The following is a 13,714-nucleotide window of genomic DNA, read 5'->3' on the forward strand; positions in this document are numbered from 1 at the left end:
CGTTCTCCAGTCAATTGCTTTGTCAATATCTTGGGCGGATTGATTGCCTATTGCCATCAGCCAAAGAAGCCATCCATTGCCCTTGACCACAATTTGCTCCTTCCGGCTTAACCCGAACTGACGTTACTTAACAAGCAGCTTACGGTAGTCAGGCAAGCGACAGTCAATATCACGTTATCTCAGCCATCCTTACATCTTTAGAGCTACTCGTTAGGCGATCGATTCCATACACTAACCGCTAAAGTGCTGAAAACCTCGCTCAAGGGTTAAAGGTTGATCTGGTTGGTTCCCGGTTGCACCCACTAGCCAAACCGCCAAGTCTTCAGTGATTGTGCCAATGATCGCTGCGCCATTACCTAACCGCTGCACCAATGCCTGCGCCCACGTCAACGGTAAACAGAGAATTAGCTCAAAATCTTCACCGCCATACAGTGCCCAATCCAGCGCTTGTTCTGTGCCCACCCATTGCTGCAACGCAGAGGGCAGTGAAATCTGACTCCGATCAATGATCGCGCCCACTCCGCTAGCACGACAGATCTGCACGATCGCGTCAGCTAACCCGTCGCTGCTATCCATGCCTGCGATTGGGGAGGGAAGTGAGGAATAAGAAGAGGGGGAAGCGGGGGAAGAAGGGGAAGCAAGGGCTATTAGGTGTTGAGCGTCAGTTTGAATTGCGCCCTCTGAGCCCTCACCCTGCCCTCTACCTTCTGCCCAGAGCCACTCCACTACATCTAACCGAGGCTTGGGGCGCTGATGGGCGTGAATCAGCAGGGCACGATCGCGCTCACTTAACGCTTCTCCTAAGGCAGGATGCAACAGCAGTTCAAGCCCCGCTTTTGAAGCTCCATGTATGCCTGTTGCGACAATTGCGTCTCCCGGTCGAGCAGTAGAACGGCGAATAAGCTGGTTGGGTGCAGCTTCTCCAAAGGCAGTAATAGCGATGGAAAGGACGGGCGATCGACAGAGATCACCACCCACGATCGACGTCTCATACTGGTTCAAACATTCTGTTAGCCCGCGATACAGTCCTTCAATCCAAGCCACCGGAGTGTTTCCAGGCAGCCCTAGACCGACTGTAATGCCTAAGGGCGTTGCTCCCATTGCTGCCAGATCAGAAAGATTAGCCGCTGCTGCCCTCCATCCCGCATCTGCCGCCGATGTCGTCTGATCGCTAAAATGTACGCCATCAATTAAAACATCTGTGGTAACGACCAACGATCGCCCCCGATGAGTGGTTAGTACCGCTGCATCATCTCCCACAAAGTCGGGGGGGCAAAACGACTGCACCAACTTCAGTAGACCTTGTTCACCGATTTCTTGGACATTCAAGGCTGGCTTATCACGTTTTACTTTAGTGTTTGGTGCAATGATCGCTTACGCTTGATGCGTTTGCAACCAGACTGTTATATCAGTTGGCCCAGCAAAATCGAGCAAGTCTTCACCTAAGGCTTCTAGCAGTGGTAAGGGTAAGGCAGTAATTTGCGATCGCACGATTGGGTCGATCGTGCTAAACCGCCGCGTTACCGTTTACCAGCAAAGCTGAAGGCACGGAAGTGAAGGGCTTGCTGTTCAATGCGGTTGGCAAGACGATCGCACACCAAATTGCATAACTCAAAGATCAGATCATCTTCAACGCTGTAATAGGCTAACGTACCCTTGCTACGGCGGCTGAGAATGCCTGCCTGCATCATGACCTTCAAATGCTTAGAGACATTTGCCTGACTAGTGTCGGTTGCTTCAACCAAATCTTGTACGCATTTCTCGCCATCACGGAGAAGGTTGAGAATCCGCAGGCGCATCGGCTCACTTAGCACACTGAAGTACTCAGCAACTTGTAAAACAACTTCTTGCGAAGGCTTTGCAGATTTCATGCAAATTTAATATGAAGTGCAGTGATCCCCAGATTCTAACCACTCAACCGCTACATAGCAATAGAGTATTTGATGACAATTCAAAGATTCTTTAGAATTTCATCGTTTTCTGAGTGATTTGGCTCTTTGTTCCAGGGATGCTTTTCAGTCGTTTGCTGTTATTGAGCAAGATGAAGTTGCTAACCGAAGGTAGGCTGCTCAGTCTGGATTAAGGCGCAGCAGCAACTGACCGTACTCGATCGGCTCGCCATTTTGCACCAGAATCTCAACGACCTCACCGCCAATTTCTGCTTCCAGTTCGTTCATCAGCTTCATTGCTTCGATAATGCAAACGGTTTGCCCTTTACGAATGCGATCGCCTACTTCCACAAAAGGTGGTTCATCGGGAGATGCCGCACGGTAGAAGGTGCCCACCATTGGTGAATTCACCTCAATCAGGCGACGATCGCTTTTGCTGTCCCGTAGGGGCGAATCGTTGGACGGTGCGTTTGGCACAGATGGCGTGGCAGCGCTTTGTGCTACCTGTTTAGCCTCAGAGTCGGTGCGGCTATCACCTACTATTTGCCGCGATGCGCTTGCCTCAACTGCCTGACGATGATCGCTATCGCTGGCATAAAGGCGCTCCTCAACCCGAACACCACGATGCACCGTAAGTTCAAAATCAGCGCTTTTTAAAGTTAGTTCTGTAATATCGGTCTGATCGATCGCGGCTAAAAGCTCGCGGAGTTCATTTAAATCCAGTGACACAATGACTGTAAACCTCAGAAACAGGGGCTAGGGGCTAGGAGAAAGGCTAAAGGATAAACGCTAAAGGCTAAAACAAGTTTCATCCTTTATCCCTTCGCTTACTGCTCTCTACCCAAATAAGAATCATTACGAGTATCAACTTTGATGCGTTCTCCAATGGTGATAAAGAGAGGCACCATAATTTGAGCGCCTGTTTCGACGATCGCAGGTTTGGTACCACCTGTTGCCGTATCACCCTTCACGCCTGGATCAGTTTGGGTTACTTCCAGCACAACAGAGTTGGGCAGCTCTACTTCTAGCACCTGCTCACCCCAACGGACGACGTTCACTTCCATCCCTTCTTTAAGGTATTTCACGCGATCGCCAATCTGTTTGGCATTGAGACGTGCCTCTTCATACGTCTCCATTTCCATAAAAACGAAGTCATCCCCGTCTTTATAGGTATGCTGCATTGTGTTTTTTTCCAAGTTTGCCTGGGGCAAGCTTTCGCCCGCTCGAAACGTTCGCTCCATCACGTTCCCGGTTTGAACGTTTTTGAGCTTAGTTCGCACAAACGCAGACCCTTTACCGGGCTTAACGTGCAAAAATTCGACGACTCGCCAGACCGATCCGTCTAGCTCAATGCTTACGCCTGATCGAAAGTCATTACTAGAGATCATGAGTGTGTGTATCGGGAGAAAATGTTCGGCATCTCATTGTACCGCTCAGGGGTAAACCACGTTAAGCAGGCGAAGGACAAAGATAAAGGAAGGGAAAAAGGGTTTTTGCCAAACTCGTGCCAGTTTCGAGTAAGGAAGTTTCGAGTAAGGAATAGGACTTAAATAAGTTCGATCTTTGGTGGGGGCGGGTTTTGCTGTCAAAGCGATTGCAGGATGCCGTTTGGTCTGCTAAGACCGCCCGTACAATTTACGGCTTGACTAAATTCACGATCCTAAGCAAAGCATTAGGCTGCCGTCCCCTCTTTCCTACGCGTCTCTTCCCCACGCACCCTCTTACTTCTGCCTGTGTGACCCCGCTCTATGGCAAGATTAATGAGAGTAACTGACCGTTTGTAGCTTTGTGCTGCCAATCGCCTTCTCTCGCTTACCGTTGAGTGGGCAGACAGCACCAAAACAGATGTCCGCTTTTGAGCCGCTAACTTGAGCAAGCAGTACCCAGACATGGAACGACAAGGCTTTGACCGCTTCAAACTTGACCGCTTTAAGTTTGACCACTTAAGGCACTGGCTAAAAACGGGAGCAACCCTTTTGCTCATGATGATCTTGTCTTTGGGGTTAAGTGCGGCTACCAAACCCGCCAATATCATGCCTGCTGGCAACCCGATTACCGATGGCAAAGCGTTATTGCGCTACGCCTTGCCGATCGACAATGCACCCGTCCGCGAACTGCAAGGTAGCTTAGAAGATATTGCCACACAGCTAAGGGCAAATCGACGCTGGGGCGCGATCGCGGGCGATGTTAAACGAGCAAGCTGGATTTTGCGCGATAAGGAACCAGCGATCCTTGCTAGCGTGCTAGAAGCGAAGCAAGCCGAGGCACAAGCCATACTGGCTAAAATCAAAGACGGTATTGCGCCCCTGCAAGCGTCTATTGAAGCAAAAGATAAAGAACAAACCTTTCAACAGCGAACGGAGCTACTAGATTTAGTCGGGCAGCTTGAAGAAAGCATGGTGCAGAGCTTTCCCTTTGAGGTGCCTGCCGCTTATAACAACCTGCCGCAGCTTAAGGGTCGCGCCACGATCGCCTTTACAACTAACAAAGGCAAGATCACAGCCGTTGTCGATGGTTATAGCGCTCCAGTCACCGCCGGAAACTTCGTTGATTTAGTCCAACGCGGTTTTTACGATGGCTTACCTTTCACCCGTTCTGAAGAATCCTACGTCTTGCAAATTGGTGATCCACCTGGAGAAGATGTTGGCTTTATCGATCCTCAAACGAAAAAATATCGCGCCATCCCGTTAGAAGTGTTGGTACAGGGCGATGTTGAACCCACTTATGAGATCACGTTAGAGGATGCGGGGCGCTACAAAGACCAGCCTGTGTTGCCTTTTTCGTCCTACGGTGCGCTGGCGATGGCGCGTCCCGGTGAAGATCCAAACGGTGGTTCGTCCCAGTTTTTCTTCTTTTTGTTTGAGCCAGAGTTAACGCCAGCCGGACGCAACTTGCTGGATGGGCGCTACTCTGTATTTGGCTACGTTATTGAAGGCAAAGAGGTGCTGGAGCAACTGAGAGCCGGAGACAAGATTGAATCCGCTAAGGTGACTCAGGGTCTGGATCAATTGGTCGAGCCAGTTGCCTAAACGGAGCGATCGTAGCTTTTAGCTTAGAGTTTGCTGATTTTAAGAAAGAGGCTTAGGCGCGATCGGTGTTAGTCACTAAAGTAGAGATAAGTATCGATCGCCTTGAAACCTCCATTCTTATCTTTAAGGATTGAAACTCAAAGCTTTATGCTCAAATCCTCTCACAATTAGATCATGGCAATTTTTGAGTGGATCTTTTTGACTGGCTTTGGCGTGCTAGCTGGTGTCTCTCTTACAAACATCATTCAAAGTCGGCAGCAGCAGTCGCGCTTAGAGCAAGCTTTTTACCAACTGCTGGAAGTTGAGAATGGCAATGTATCCCTTATCCAACTAGCCGCTGCCGCACGAGTCAATGCCGAATTAGCCAAAAGCTATTTGGATACCCAAGTGAAATTTTTCGGCGCAGTGCCCGAAGTAGACGACGATGGTGACGAGTTTTATCGCTTTCCTAAGTTGCGCCGCTGGAGCGAACCCGAAGAGTGGCAGTAATGTGGAGGCGTTTAACGATCAATAAGGCGTGGCGTGCTTATAGCCAGTGTTTTGCCATAACCAAATTCCTGAAAGCTGGAAGCTGATAGTTGATAGCTACTCTCCAAGCGGAAAATCGCGGTTAAAGCTCTCACGGGTAAATGGTTGTTCTAGCATCAAGCCTTCGCCGCCTAGTGTTTCCAGTGGTTTACCTTCTACCGCTAACCGAACCCTGGCATCTGGATTCAAGCTAGTGGCAGTGTAAAGAATTTGCCCAACCCTGGCAGTCATTGAGGTACTGCCGCCGCCTTGTGTAAAGGCTTGGGAGAGGTCAACATGAATTTCATCATCTTTGATGTAAAGGCTGCGAAGTTTAGTGTCACGCGGAATAGTTGTTGTCACACTCGCACTGCTGGGACCCGCAAGTAATTTATTGACAGCGGCTGCCAGGATGTCGTTAGGAGTTTCCTGGGCACTCAGCGTCACGGGGCTGGGGCTAAAGGCGATCGTGCTTCCCGATGCTTTCAACCAATAAACCTGAAGCGTCTTGGTTTCCGAAGCAGGGGCAACCTTGCTAACTGGCAGCTTTGATGCAGTGTTAGGAGCAACAACCGCTGGCAGCGCTTTTTGCTGTTCTGAAGGCACCTGGGAATTTTCGATTACGTCTGGTGCAGGTGCTTTGCGTGACGCAGATTGAAACTCCCACCAGGCAACAGCACTGCCTGTAGCCAGTACTAGAGCAGATAACCCTGCAATGATTCCAAGTGGGAGGTGGCGACGCGATCGTTGGTCTTCCATAGCGCAAATTCTCCTTGCAAGTGACGTGCAGAGCGGGTGAAGGCTTCCTGGATAACTACCAATCTATTTATGGCTATTTCGGAAACGTAAAACGCTTTCTTAGAGTTACTTGTCTGGCGCGACCTGAACAAAGGCAGCCAGGTTGATTTGATTCTCTGTCAAATTCAATTGTAAGATTCTTGCTGTTAGACCAGTTTTTTTAAACTGGCGCAGGTCAGACTGGTCGCTAAGACCTTTAGCGATCGACCGAATGATCGATTCTGGTACGGCTTCATCATCCAACGTCACAACGGGACTGAGAAGCTGTAGCTGCCGTCCTGCAATGATTGCGATCCCTGACTCCACCACAATAGTTAGCGTATCAGGATCGGCTGCTTCCTGTAGTTCAGCCTGAAGCCGCAAGCGTTGATTCGCGAGGAATTCAATACGAGGGTTGAGCAGCGTATACCGTTGGGCACGTTGTCTAGTCTGTTGACCTAAGGTGTTAACGCCCAAGGCTTTAAGCTGATCGAGGACGATCGGCGATCGCAGTGCACGGTTCATATCCTCTTGCTTAAGCACTAGCCGTACCCCGGCTCGGAGCGGTTTTTCTAGCCGTGGCTGACCGCGCCGCAGGCGAGCGGCATCAAGCTGAATGGGATCAGTTTCTAGCTCAAAGGCTTCCAGGCGAATGTCTTGGGCAGGAAACAGCCCACGGCCCGCAACGCGGATGCGATCGACTTTGCCCTGTACAAGTTGATAGCTCGGCGCATTATCAACACGGACTTCCAGTTGTTCTACTGATTCAAACTGCTTGCGAACCGTCGTTTGGGCAACGCGATCGACCACAACGCCTGCTGGAGAAATCAGAGTAATCAGGCTAGAAAGAAAAATGGTGAGAAATTCCAAAGTTTAATGTTGCTCCAAAAGCCACTGTTGTAAGGTTGTGACCACATCTTCAAGCGCCACTTCCTGAGATTCTTTACTAGCACGTTTGACAACTTCGACTTTGCCTTGCTGGAGCGATCGCCCAGTTACAAGGCGGTAGGGTATCCCAATTAAATCTGCATCCTTAAACTTTACGCCTGCGCGTTCATTGCGATCGTCCAACAAGGTTTCAATGCCTGCCTGATTGAGTTCGTCATACAGCTTTTCGGCTGCCTGTACTTGCTCGGCTTTGGCAATGTCGGGAATCACGACGATCGCTTGATAGGGCGCAATCGCAGTGGTCCACACGATCCCATCTTTGTCGTAGGATTGCTCGACGGCGGCTTGTGCCAAGCGGGAAACACCCACACCATAACAACCCATGATCAGAGGCTTCTCTTCACCTTGCTCGTTCGTATAGGTTGCTCCCAGCGCTTCAGAATACTTTGTGCCCAACTGGAAGATATGCCCAATTTCAATGCCTCTAGCAGTTTTGAGCGTTTGGGTAGGGTCATGGAGGGCACGATCGCCTGCCGTTGCCTTTCGCACATCCACAACCAGCTTCGGTAGCTCAAACTCCTTACCCCAGTTCGCACCAACCACATGGTAACCAGCTTCGTTAGAGCCTGTGACGAAATGCGCCAAGTCAACGGCAGTTTTGTCCACCACTCGCAAGAACTTTGGGGCAACGGGATTAGCAGCAACCTGTCCTGCTGGGGCTGGCTTGGGTGGCTTGATGTAGCTGTCTTCTAAGTTGGGAGCAATATAGCCGAGCGGCAGTGGTTTTGCTGCCCATTTTGCCTGTGTCTCTGCATCCGGCACGGTCAACGACAGAAGCGTTTTGCTAGCGTACTGGTCGGCTAGTTTGACCAACTCGTTTTGTAGCTTCACCTCGTTCACATCTTGGTCGCCTCGGATGCTGATTAGGACAAGCACTACTCTGCCGCTATCAAACACTGCCTGATACAAAACATTTTTAACAATCGCCGTGGGAGAGCACTTCAGCAATTGAGACAATTTGGCGATCGTTTCTGTGCCAGGAGTCTCTAGTTTCTCGTAAGCAGTAAAGGAAGATGGCTCTGCATCAGACGGTAGAGAAACAGCCTTCTCGACATTGGCAGAGTACTGACCATCCTCGGTGTACAGTACTTCATCTTCCCCTGCCTCTGCTAGCACCATGAATTCTTGCGAACCCGCACCACCGATCGCGCCTGAATCAGCATCCACTGCCCGAAAAGCCAAACCACAGCGGTTCAGAATATTGCAGTAAGCTATGTGCATTTTTTCATATTGCCGCTTGAGACCAGTTTCGTCAGCATCAAACGAATAAGCATCTTTCATGATGAATTCACGCCCGCGCATCAGACCAAAGCGAGGACGAATCTCATCGCGAAACTTCGTTTGAATCTGGTAAAGGTTTTGCGGCAATTGGCGGTAGGAGCGAATCATGTCACGAGCGATCGTCGTAATCACCTCTTCGTGCGTGGGACCCAACCCCATTTCGCGCTGCTGGCGATCAACCAGCGAAAACATAATGCCTTCCGCTTTTGTATAGGTATCCCACCGTCCTGATTCGCGCCATAGCTCAGCAGGCTGCAACTGTGGCAGCAGGCATTCTTGTGCCCCAGCGGCATTCATTTCCTCGCGAACAATCTGCGATACCTTCTGCAAGACTCGCCACATTAAAGGCAAGTACGCATACACACCACCTGCAATGCGCCGAATGTAGCCTGCCCGCAGCAGCAGCTTATGGCTAGGAATCTCCGCCTCTACCGGATCTTCTCGAAGCGTCACAAACAGCATTTGAGACAGTCGCATTGCCCAGTTCCTTTTCAGACTCAAGAATCATCTCTCAGTCTAGAACATCCGATGTACTGGAACGGTAAACGATGGCAATTTGCAGTACGCTTCCACTTCTAAGTGGACGGTACAAAGCGCTTTCGCAGTGACTCTGCACGACGTTTAGATGTGGCATTTTGGGGTTCGATCGCTAGCGCCTGCTCGTAAACTTCCAACGCTTGACTCGCTAACTGTTTACGCTCGTAGGCATGACCAATGTTGTTTAGCGCTGTGACATAGTTTGGATCAATTTTGAGCGCCTCTTTATACTGACGAATCGCCAGATCGTACTGCTCCTGAGCAAAGTAAGCAAAACCAAGCGCATTGTAAATGGGTGCGCTTTCTGACTCCTGCAAGTCCTCTGCTTTCAACGCTTTCTGAAACAGCATGATCGCTTGAGAAAAAATCTTCTTATCAAGATAGATGCTGCCCAGTTCGTAGTATTCCTGTGCAGAACCGGCTTCTTTAGTCAATTTTGACTGCAACTTAGCGAGCGCTAACTCTACTTTGCGCGTTTTGAGAATTTGGCGCACGACAGACCAGCCTGCAAAGGCCAGCAGCAACAGTAGAAAGGAGATATAGATGAGGGGAGACGGTGTATCCATACCAAGAATTAGTTTACGCAAATAACGGTCAAAGCTGGCTATGCATCAACCTTATCGCAAAATGGGGGAGGTCGAGGAAAGGCTCAAGGATGAATGTGAAGTCGTCAGCATTTTTATAGCACTTACGCCATTTCCATTTGCATTGACTACACTCGCGACCTTACACTCGTCTTCAAAGACTGATCGCGTGCTCAAGCATCCGCCGCTGATTCCTTACGGCAGTCCCCAGTAAAGCGCACGTTCTTGCAGCCATCCTTCTGCTGTCCAGCGGGCAATAATTTGGTTGATACGAAGTTGCAAATCGTTATACTGCAAGCCTTTTGGCATCACGATGCAGAGTGGCTCTGCTGAAAGGGTAGGCATCAGCAGCCGATAGCGCGGAAATTCTTGTACCCATCCAGTTAGCACGCTTGCATCAGCGGCAAAAGCAACCGCTTCACCCGCTTCGAGCAAGGTATATGCGTCAGCATAGGATGTCACGCTGATTAGGGTTGCCTCGGGCAGACGGTAACGTAGAATCGCGATCGTACTTGAACCATCCAGTACGGCGATCGCACGCTTGCCAACATCTGCTAGCCGCTGCAACGATGAATCGCGTGTAACAAGGGCTGTACCATCCAGATAGTAGGGCACACTGAAGCTGACCAAACGCGAACGAGAGGGCGTGCCAGTCACACGGGCGATCGCAATATCTGCCTTGCCCTCTAATACTGCTGCCAGCCGATCCTGGTTAACTACAGGCTGTAGCTCAACAGCATCCTTGCTTCCTAGCAATTCCTGCGCTAGCCGTTGGGCAATCTCAATTTCTAATCCTTGTAGCTGTCCATCGGCTCCCCGAAAGCCTAGTGGGCGAAGGTTATCCTTCACTGCCACAATCAAACGCCCCCGTTGCTCGATCGCTTGCAAATCAGCAGCAAAAATTGGGGGCACTAAAGACAGTGCCCCCAATAAGCTTAGACTGAGTACATTACCAAGCAGCGCAGACAGTTTCATTGCCATGCCAAGCAGTCAAACCTGGACTAAGCTGCTTTCTTTACAGCAGTACCAACGGCTGCAACAACTTCACTAAATCCAGCTGGATCAAGGATCGCCATCTGCGACAGCATCTTGCGGTTAATCTGGATATTTGCCTTTTTCAGGCTACCCATAAACTGGCTATAGCTCAAACCGTGCTGACGGGTAGCTGCATTGATGCGGGTAATCCAGAGACGACGAAAATCACGCTTCCGCTTACGGCGATCGCGGTAGGCATTTCGTAACGCCTTCATCACCTGCTGATTAGCTGTGCGGAAAAGGCGAGAATGTGAACCTCTGAAACCTTTTGCCAGCTTTAAAATCTTTTTGCGGCGCTTGCGAGCGACATTGCCGCGCTTTACCCGTGTCATTTCTACAAATTCCTCTAAGTTCTGTCCACTGATTCAGTAATTTTGAGCTTTTAGCCTCAAGTTGAGTGGTGCACTCAACGCTTTGCACTCAAAGTCTATAGATAAGGGAGCATAAGGCGTACATTTGCCTCATCCCGTTCATTTACAACAGCCATGCCTGCAAGACGGCGCTTGCGTGAGGCGCTTTTATGCTCGAGCAAGTGGCTTCTAAAGGCTTTGCGGCGAAGTATCTTTCCACTACCACTAGCTCTCAGGCGTTTAGCAGCAGCTTTGCGGGTTTTTAGCTTAGGCATGGGTCGCTTTTATTCAACACAGTCTCCCATCATATTACCGAAAGACTAGGAAAGGCAAGCTTTTACTTAGAGAACTATAGTCAATTTCCTGCCAGAGCTTAACCCTTAAACGGTCAGGTCGCTGGTTCTGATCGTGACTGCCTTAATGTGTCTAGACTTTAGCAATCCATTTGCAGTAGCCAATCTGCGTTGTTTAATAAAAGAGCCAACTGGTGAAGGAGTATTTTCGTCCTCGGACAACTGGCAGCGATTGATGGGGGTGAGTGTAATAGGAGGGAAAGACGATCGCGCTGCCTGCCTGGGGTTTAACTTTAATGTTTTGACGATCGAATAGTGTTTCGCCGCCCTCAAAATCGTCGTTTAAGTAGCCGACAATGCTGATATCGCGGGTTGGGATACCATTGGCAACTTCCTGAAAGCGGCTTGCTAGGAGTAAGTTATCAACGTGGCGTTTATAGCGCTGTCCTGGCTTGTAGCGCAAGATAGAACACATCTCTGCTTGAGAAAATTTGATGCCGTAGTGCCTAAAAAGCAAGTCCTGAACGAGCTTGACTTTAGTCAGCAGGATCTGATTAGTTGATTCCTGAAGCTGCTGCCCTGTGTTGCCCAGGGGAAGCATATCGCTGCTACGAACATCAGTATCGACTACATTCACTAGGATGCTGGATGGTTTAAACTGGCAACATTCTGCTACCTGTATCACATGGCTACAGAGCGATGGTTCCAGCAATTGCTCGATCAGCAGAATATCTGAACCTAAGTGCTTAAATGAGAGTCCCACGTCTATCCTTATCCAATTGACCAGAACGTCAGGTCACGAAACAATAATGTGTTGATGATCGGAGTGTGTTGACGCTTGGCTTTGATGTCTTTACCTAGAGTGCCCCATTGACTCACTCAAAATCTACTGCCAGATTACGACGCTTCTTGCCACAACCCCTCGATCGCGTTGCTGTCGTCCTCATAGTAGCGTTGTGCTTGCTGATTGGCATCCTGCTATTAAATGGAGAGCAAGCAGCGGCTCGTGTACGCGACTTTAGCTGGCAAGGCAAACAAGTTGGTGCTGACGATACGGCTTTTACGCTAACGTTCAGCCGCCCGATGGATCGCGACAGCGTAGAGTCAAATCTACGCGTTGAACCACCGCTCCCTGGCAAGGTGAGCTGGTCAGGGCGACGAATGGCATACACACTGAATACGCCTGCTCCCTACGGTACGAAGTTTCAGGTACAGCTTCAAGAGGCATACGATCGCTTTTCGGAGGGTCGTAGTGCAGCCATTCAGCCGTTCAAAGGGCAGTTTCAGACGCGCGATCGCTCCTTTGCGTATATCGGCGTAGACGGTGAAGAAGCGGGGCGATTGGTGCTGTTTAATCTCAATCAGCAACAAAAGCAAATTCTTACGCCGTCAGAATTGGTGGTCATGGAGTTTCAGGCTTACCCTCTGGGTGATCGACTGCTGTTTGCAGCGACACAGCGAACCACCCAGCCCTCAATGTTAACGGAACAGCAGCTTTTTACCGTGACGACGGGCATTCGGATAAAGCCTCCTGTGCAACCCTATGCTCAGGTAACGGCAGATATTGCGCCGCCCTCTGATGCCCCAGCAGGAAAAGTCGAGCTAGTTCTGGACAACAAAGATTATCAAAACCTCAAGTTTGACCTGTCGGCAGACGGCAATGTGATTGTCGTGCAACGGGTCAATCGTCAAAATCCAAGTGATTTTGGTCCCTGGTTGCTCAAGACGGGCGCACCACCGCAACCGCTCAAGGGCGATCCGGGAGGCGATTTTGTAATTACGCCGGATAGTAATTCGCTAGCGATCGCTCAAGGGCAAGGGCTGGCAATCTTACCTTTGCAGCCGAATAGCAAACCGCTGGACTTTCTGCCTAAATTTGGCATGGTGCTCAGTTTTGCTAAAGATGGCTCACTAGCGACGATGGTGAAGTTCAATAGCGACAACACACGATCGCTCTTCTTGGTAAGCAACCAGAACACTCAAAAGGAACTGTTTCGCACAACTGGTTCTATTATTAGCACTCATTTTGACCCCACTAAGCAAACCCTTTACTGCTTGTTAACTGAACTCCTCACTGAAGGCGAGGTTTACCGCGAACAGCCTTATCTAGCGGCGATCGACCTTAAAACTGCCAAACTCCGTCCGCTTGTCCTTCTGCCCAATCAACGCGATGTGCAGGTAAGTTTGGCACCGGATGGGTTAGCGCTTTTATTTGACCAAACAACGGAAGCCGCACAGGGCAAAACGGAAGCAGGTGAACTAAGCACCAGCATGGGGAAAGCGATCGCTGACAGCCGTCTCTGGCTTCTGCCCCTTGATGCTGCTGACCTCAACGCCAAACCGCAGCCAGAAGCGTTGCCATTGCCGGGGCTGCGACCCCTTTGGCTACCCTAAAGCCATTCGCTCGTTTTCCTCCCCCTTCACATCCTCACTTTTTCATTCCTTCACCTTCTCACCCTTCACCTCTTCACTCCTCGCCTGTGA

The 13,714-nt window shown here is 50.1% G+C and carries 16 protein-coding genes and 2 pseudogenes; 4 read left to right on the plus strand and 14 right to left on the minus strand.

Going from position 1 to position 13,714, the window contains the following annotated elements:
* Positions 1 to 111 (plus strand): annotated as a pseudogene (locus H6F76_RS30760) (IS982 family transposase); the annotation flags it as partial.
* 120 nt (positions 112 to 231) lie between these two features.
* Here the strand turns inward: H6F76_RS30760 and thiL are convergent.
* The 6 genes and pseudogenes from thiL to H6F76_RS28645 form a co-directional block, all read right to left on the minus strand.
* Positions 232 to 1,329, minus strand: a complete 1,098-nt coding sequence (gene thiL, locus H6F76_RS28620) for a thiamine-phosphate kinase (protein ID WP_190513490.1) — start codon at positions 1,327 to 1,329, stop codon at positions 232 to 234.
* A gap of 45 nt (positions 1,330 to 1,374) precedes the next feature.
* Positions 1,375 to 1,509, minus strand: a pseudogene (locus tag H6F76_RS31665) (DUF4351 domain-containing protein); the annotation flags it as partial.
* An 11-nt stretch (positions 1,510 to 1,520) separates the two neighbouring features.
* A complete protein-coding gene (locus tag H6F76_RS28630) occupies positions 1,521 to 1,871 on the minus strand; it encodes a metalloregulator ArsR/SmtB family transcription factor (protein ID WP_190451155.1) in 351 nt (116 codons plus the stop codon).
* Between the two features lie 198 nt (positions 1,872 to 2,069).
* Positions 2,070 to 2,618, minus strand: coding sequence for an acetyl-CoA carboxylase biotin carboxyl carrier protein (accB, locus tag H6F76_RS28635; RefSeq protein ID WP_190513492.1), 549 nt, complete (start codon positions 2,616 to 2,618; stop codon positions 2,070 to 2,072).
* Positions 2,619 to 2,716: 98 nt separating this feature from the next.
* Positions 2,717 to 3,277, minus strand: coding sequence for an elongation factor P (efp, locus tag H6F76_RS28640; RefSeq protein WP_190451159.1), 561 nt, complete (start codon positions 3,275 to 3,277; stop codon positions 2,717 to 2,719).
* 369 nt (positions 3,278 to 3,646) lie between these two features.
* Positions 3,647 to 3,832 carry a hypothetical protein gene (locus H6F76_RS28645; RefSeq protein ID WP_190513715.1) on the minus strand — a complete coding sequence of 62 codons (186 nt, stop codon included), beginning with the start codon at positions 3,830 to 3,832 and terminating at the stop codon, positions 3,647 to 3,649.
* A gap of 39 nt (positions 3,833 to 3,871) precedes the next feature.
* Between H6F76_RS28645 and H6F76_RS28650 the strand changes: the two genes are divergently transcribed.
* The gene (locus H6F76_RS28650; protein ID WP_242036894.1) at positions 3,872 to 4,918 is read left to right on the plus strand and encodes a peptidylprolyl isomerase; all 1,047 of its coding nucleotides are present in this window, start codon (positions 3,872 to 3,874) and stop codon (positions 4,916 to 4,918) included.
* A gap of 174 nt (positions 4,919 to 5,092) precedes the next feature.
* On the plus strand, positions 5,093 to 5,407 hold the full coding sequence (locus tag H6F76_RS28655; RefSeq protein ID WP_190513496.1) for a hypothetical protein: 315 nt from the start codon (positions 5,093 to 5,095) through the stop codon (positions 5,405 to 5,407).
* Between the two features lie 96 nt (positions 5,408 to 5,503).
* Here the strand turns inward: H6F76_RS28655 and H6F76_RS28660 are convergent, their stop codons facing one another.
* The 8 genes from H6F76_RS28660 to H6F76_RS31670 all read right to left on the minus strand — a co-directional run bounded on the left by H6F76_RS28660 (position 5,504) and on the right by H6F76_RS31670 (position 11,993).
* On the minus strand, positions 5,504 to 6,184 hold the full coding sequence (locus tag H6F76_RS28660; RefSeq protein ID WP_190513498.1) for a GerMN domain-containing protein: 681 nt from the start codon (positions 6,182 to 6,184) through the stop codon (positions 5,504 to 5,506).
* Between the two features lie 105 nt (positions 6,185 to 6,289).
* Positions 6,290 to 7,072, minus strand: a complete 783-nt coding sequence (locus H6F76_RS28665; RefSeq protein WP_190513500.1) for a DUF2993 domain-containing protein — start codon at positions 7,070 to 7,072, stop codon at positions 6,290 to 6,292.
* A gap of 3 nt (positions 7,073 to 7,075) precedes the next feature.
* A complete protein-coding gene (locus tag H6F76_RS28670) occupies positions 7,076 to 8,908 on the minus strand; it encodes a proline--tRNA ligase (protein ID WP_190513502.1) in 1,833 nt (610 codons plus the stop codon).
* Between the two features lie 98 nt (positions 8,909 to 9,006).
* Entirely contained in the window at positions 9,007 to 9,534 is a 528-nt protein-coding gene (locus H6F76_RS28675; RefSeq protein ID WP_190513690.1) for a tetratricopeptide repeat protein, read from the minus strand.
* Between the two features lie 213 nt (positions 9,535 to 9,747).
* Positions 9,748 to 10,533: a transporter substrate-binding domain-containing protein gene (locus H6F76_RS28680; protein ID WP_190513504.1), complete on the minus strand. Its 786-nt coding sequence runs from the start codon at positions 10,531 to 10,533 to the stop codon at positions 9,748 to 9,750.
* A 20-nt stretch (positions 10,534 to 10,553) separates the two neighbouring features.
* Entirely contained in the window at positions 10,554 to 10,919 is a 366-nt protein-coding gene (gene rplT / locus H6F76_RS28685; protein WP_190451175.1) for a 50S ribosomal protein L20, read from the minus strand.
* 95 nt (positions 10,920 to 11,014) lie between these two features.
* Positions 11,015 to 11,212: a 50S ribosomal protein L35 gene (rpmI, locus tag H6F76_RS28690; RefSeq protein WP_190451177.1), complete on the minus strand. Its 198-nt coding sequence runs from the start codon at positions 11,210 to 11,212 to the stop codon at positions 11,015 to 11,017.
* A gap of 193 nt (positions 11,213 to 11,405) precedes the next feature.
* Positions 11,406 to 11,993: a 2OG-Fe(II) oxygenase gene (locus H6F76_RS31670; RefSeq protein ID WP_190513506.1), complete on the minus strand. Its 588-nt coding sequence runs from the start codon at positions 11,991 to 11,993 to the stop codon at positions 11,406 to 11,408.
* Positions 11,994 to 12,100: 107 nt separating this feature from the next.
* Here H6F76_RS31670 and H6F76_RS28700 point away from each other — a divergent pair, with 107 nt between their 5' ends.
* On the plus strand, positions 12,101 to 13,624 hold the full coding sequence (locus tag H6F76_RS28700; protein ID WP_190513508.1) for an Ig-like domain-containing protein: 1,524 nt from the start codon (positions 12,101 to 12,103) through the stop codon (positions 13,622 to 13,624).
* Positions 13,625 to 13,714: the final 90 nt, after the last annotated feature.

It is taken from the genome of Leptolyngbya sp. FACHB-321, from assembly GCF_014695975.1.
GTDB lineage: Bacteria > Cyanobacteriota > Cyanobacteriia > Leptolyngbyales > Leptolyngbyaceae > Stenomitos.

Bases quoted from the DNA above. Each gene is read 5' to 3' on its own strand.
- H6F76_RS28630 (WP_190451155.1), bottom strand. From the start codon at position 1,871: ATGAAATCTGCAAAGCCTTCGCAAGAAGTTGTTTTACAAGTTGCTGAG.
- efp (WP_190451159.1), bottom strand. From the start codon at position 3,277: ATGATCTCTAGTAATGACTTTCGATCAGGCGTAAGCATTGAGCTAGAC.
- H6F76_RS28650 (WP_242036894.1), top strand. From the start codon at position 3,872: ATGATGATCTTGTCTTTGGGGTTAAGTGCGGCTACCAAACCCGCCAAT.
- H6F76_RS28655 (WP_190513496.1), top strand. From the start codon at position 5,093: ATGGCAATTTTTGAGTGGATCTTTTTGACTGGCTTTGGCGTGCTAGCT.
- H6F76_RS28660 (WP_190513498.1), bottom strand. From the start codon at position 6,184: ATGGAAGACCAACGATCGCGTCGCCACCTCCCACTTGGAATCATTGCA.
- H6F76_RS28670 (WP_190513502.1), bottom strand. From the start codon at position 8,908: ATGCGACTGTCTCAAATGCTGTTTGTGACGCTTCGAGAAGATCCGGTA.
- H6F76_RS28675 (WP_190513690.1), bottom strand. From the start codon at position 9,534: ATGGATACACCGTCTCCCCTCATCTATATCTCCTTTCTACTGTTGCTG.
- H6F76_RS28680 (WP_190513504.1), bottom strand. From the start codon at position 10,533: ATGGCAATGAAACTGTCTGCGCTGCTTGGTAATGTACTCAGTCTAAGC.
- rplT (WP_190451175.1), bottom strand. From the start codon at position 10,919: ATGACACGGGTAAAGCGCGGCAATGTCGCTCGCAAGCGCCGCAAAAAG.
- rpmI (WP_190451177.1), bottom strand. From the start codon at position 11,212: ATGCCTAAGCTAAAAACCCGCAAAGCTGCTGCTAAACGCCTGAGAGCT.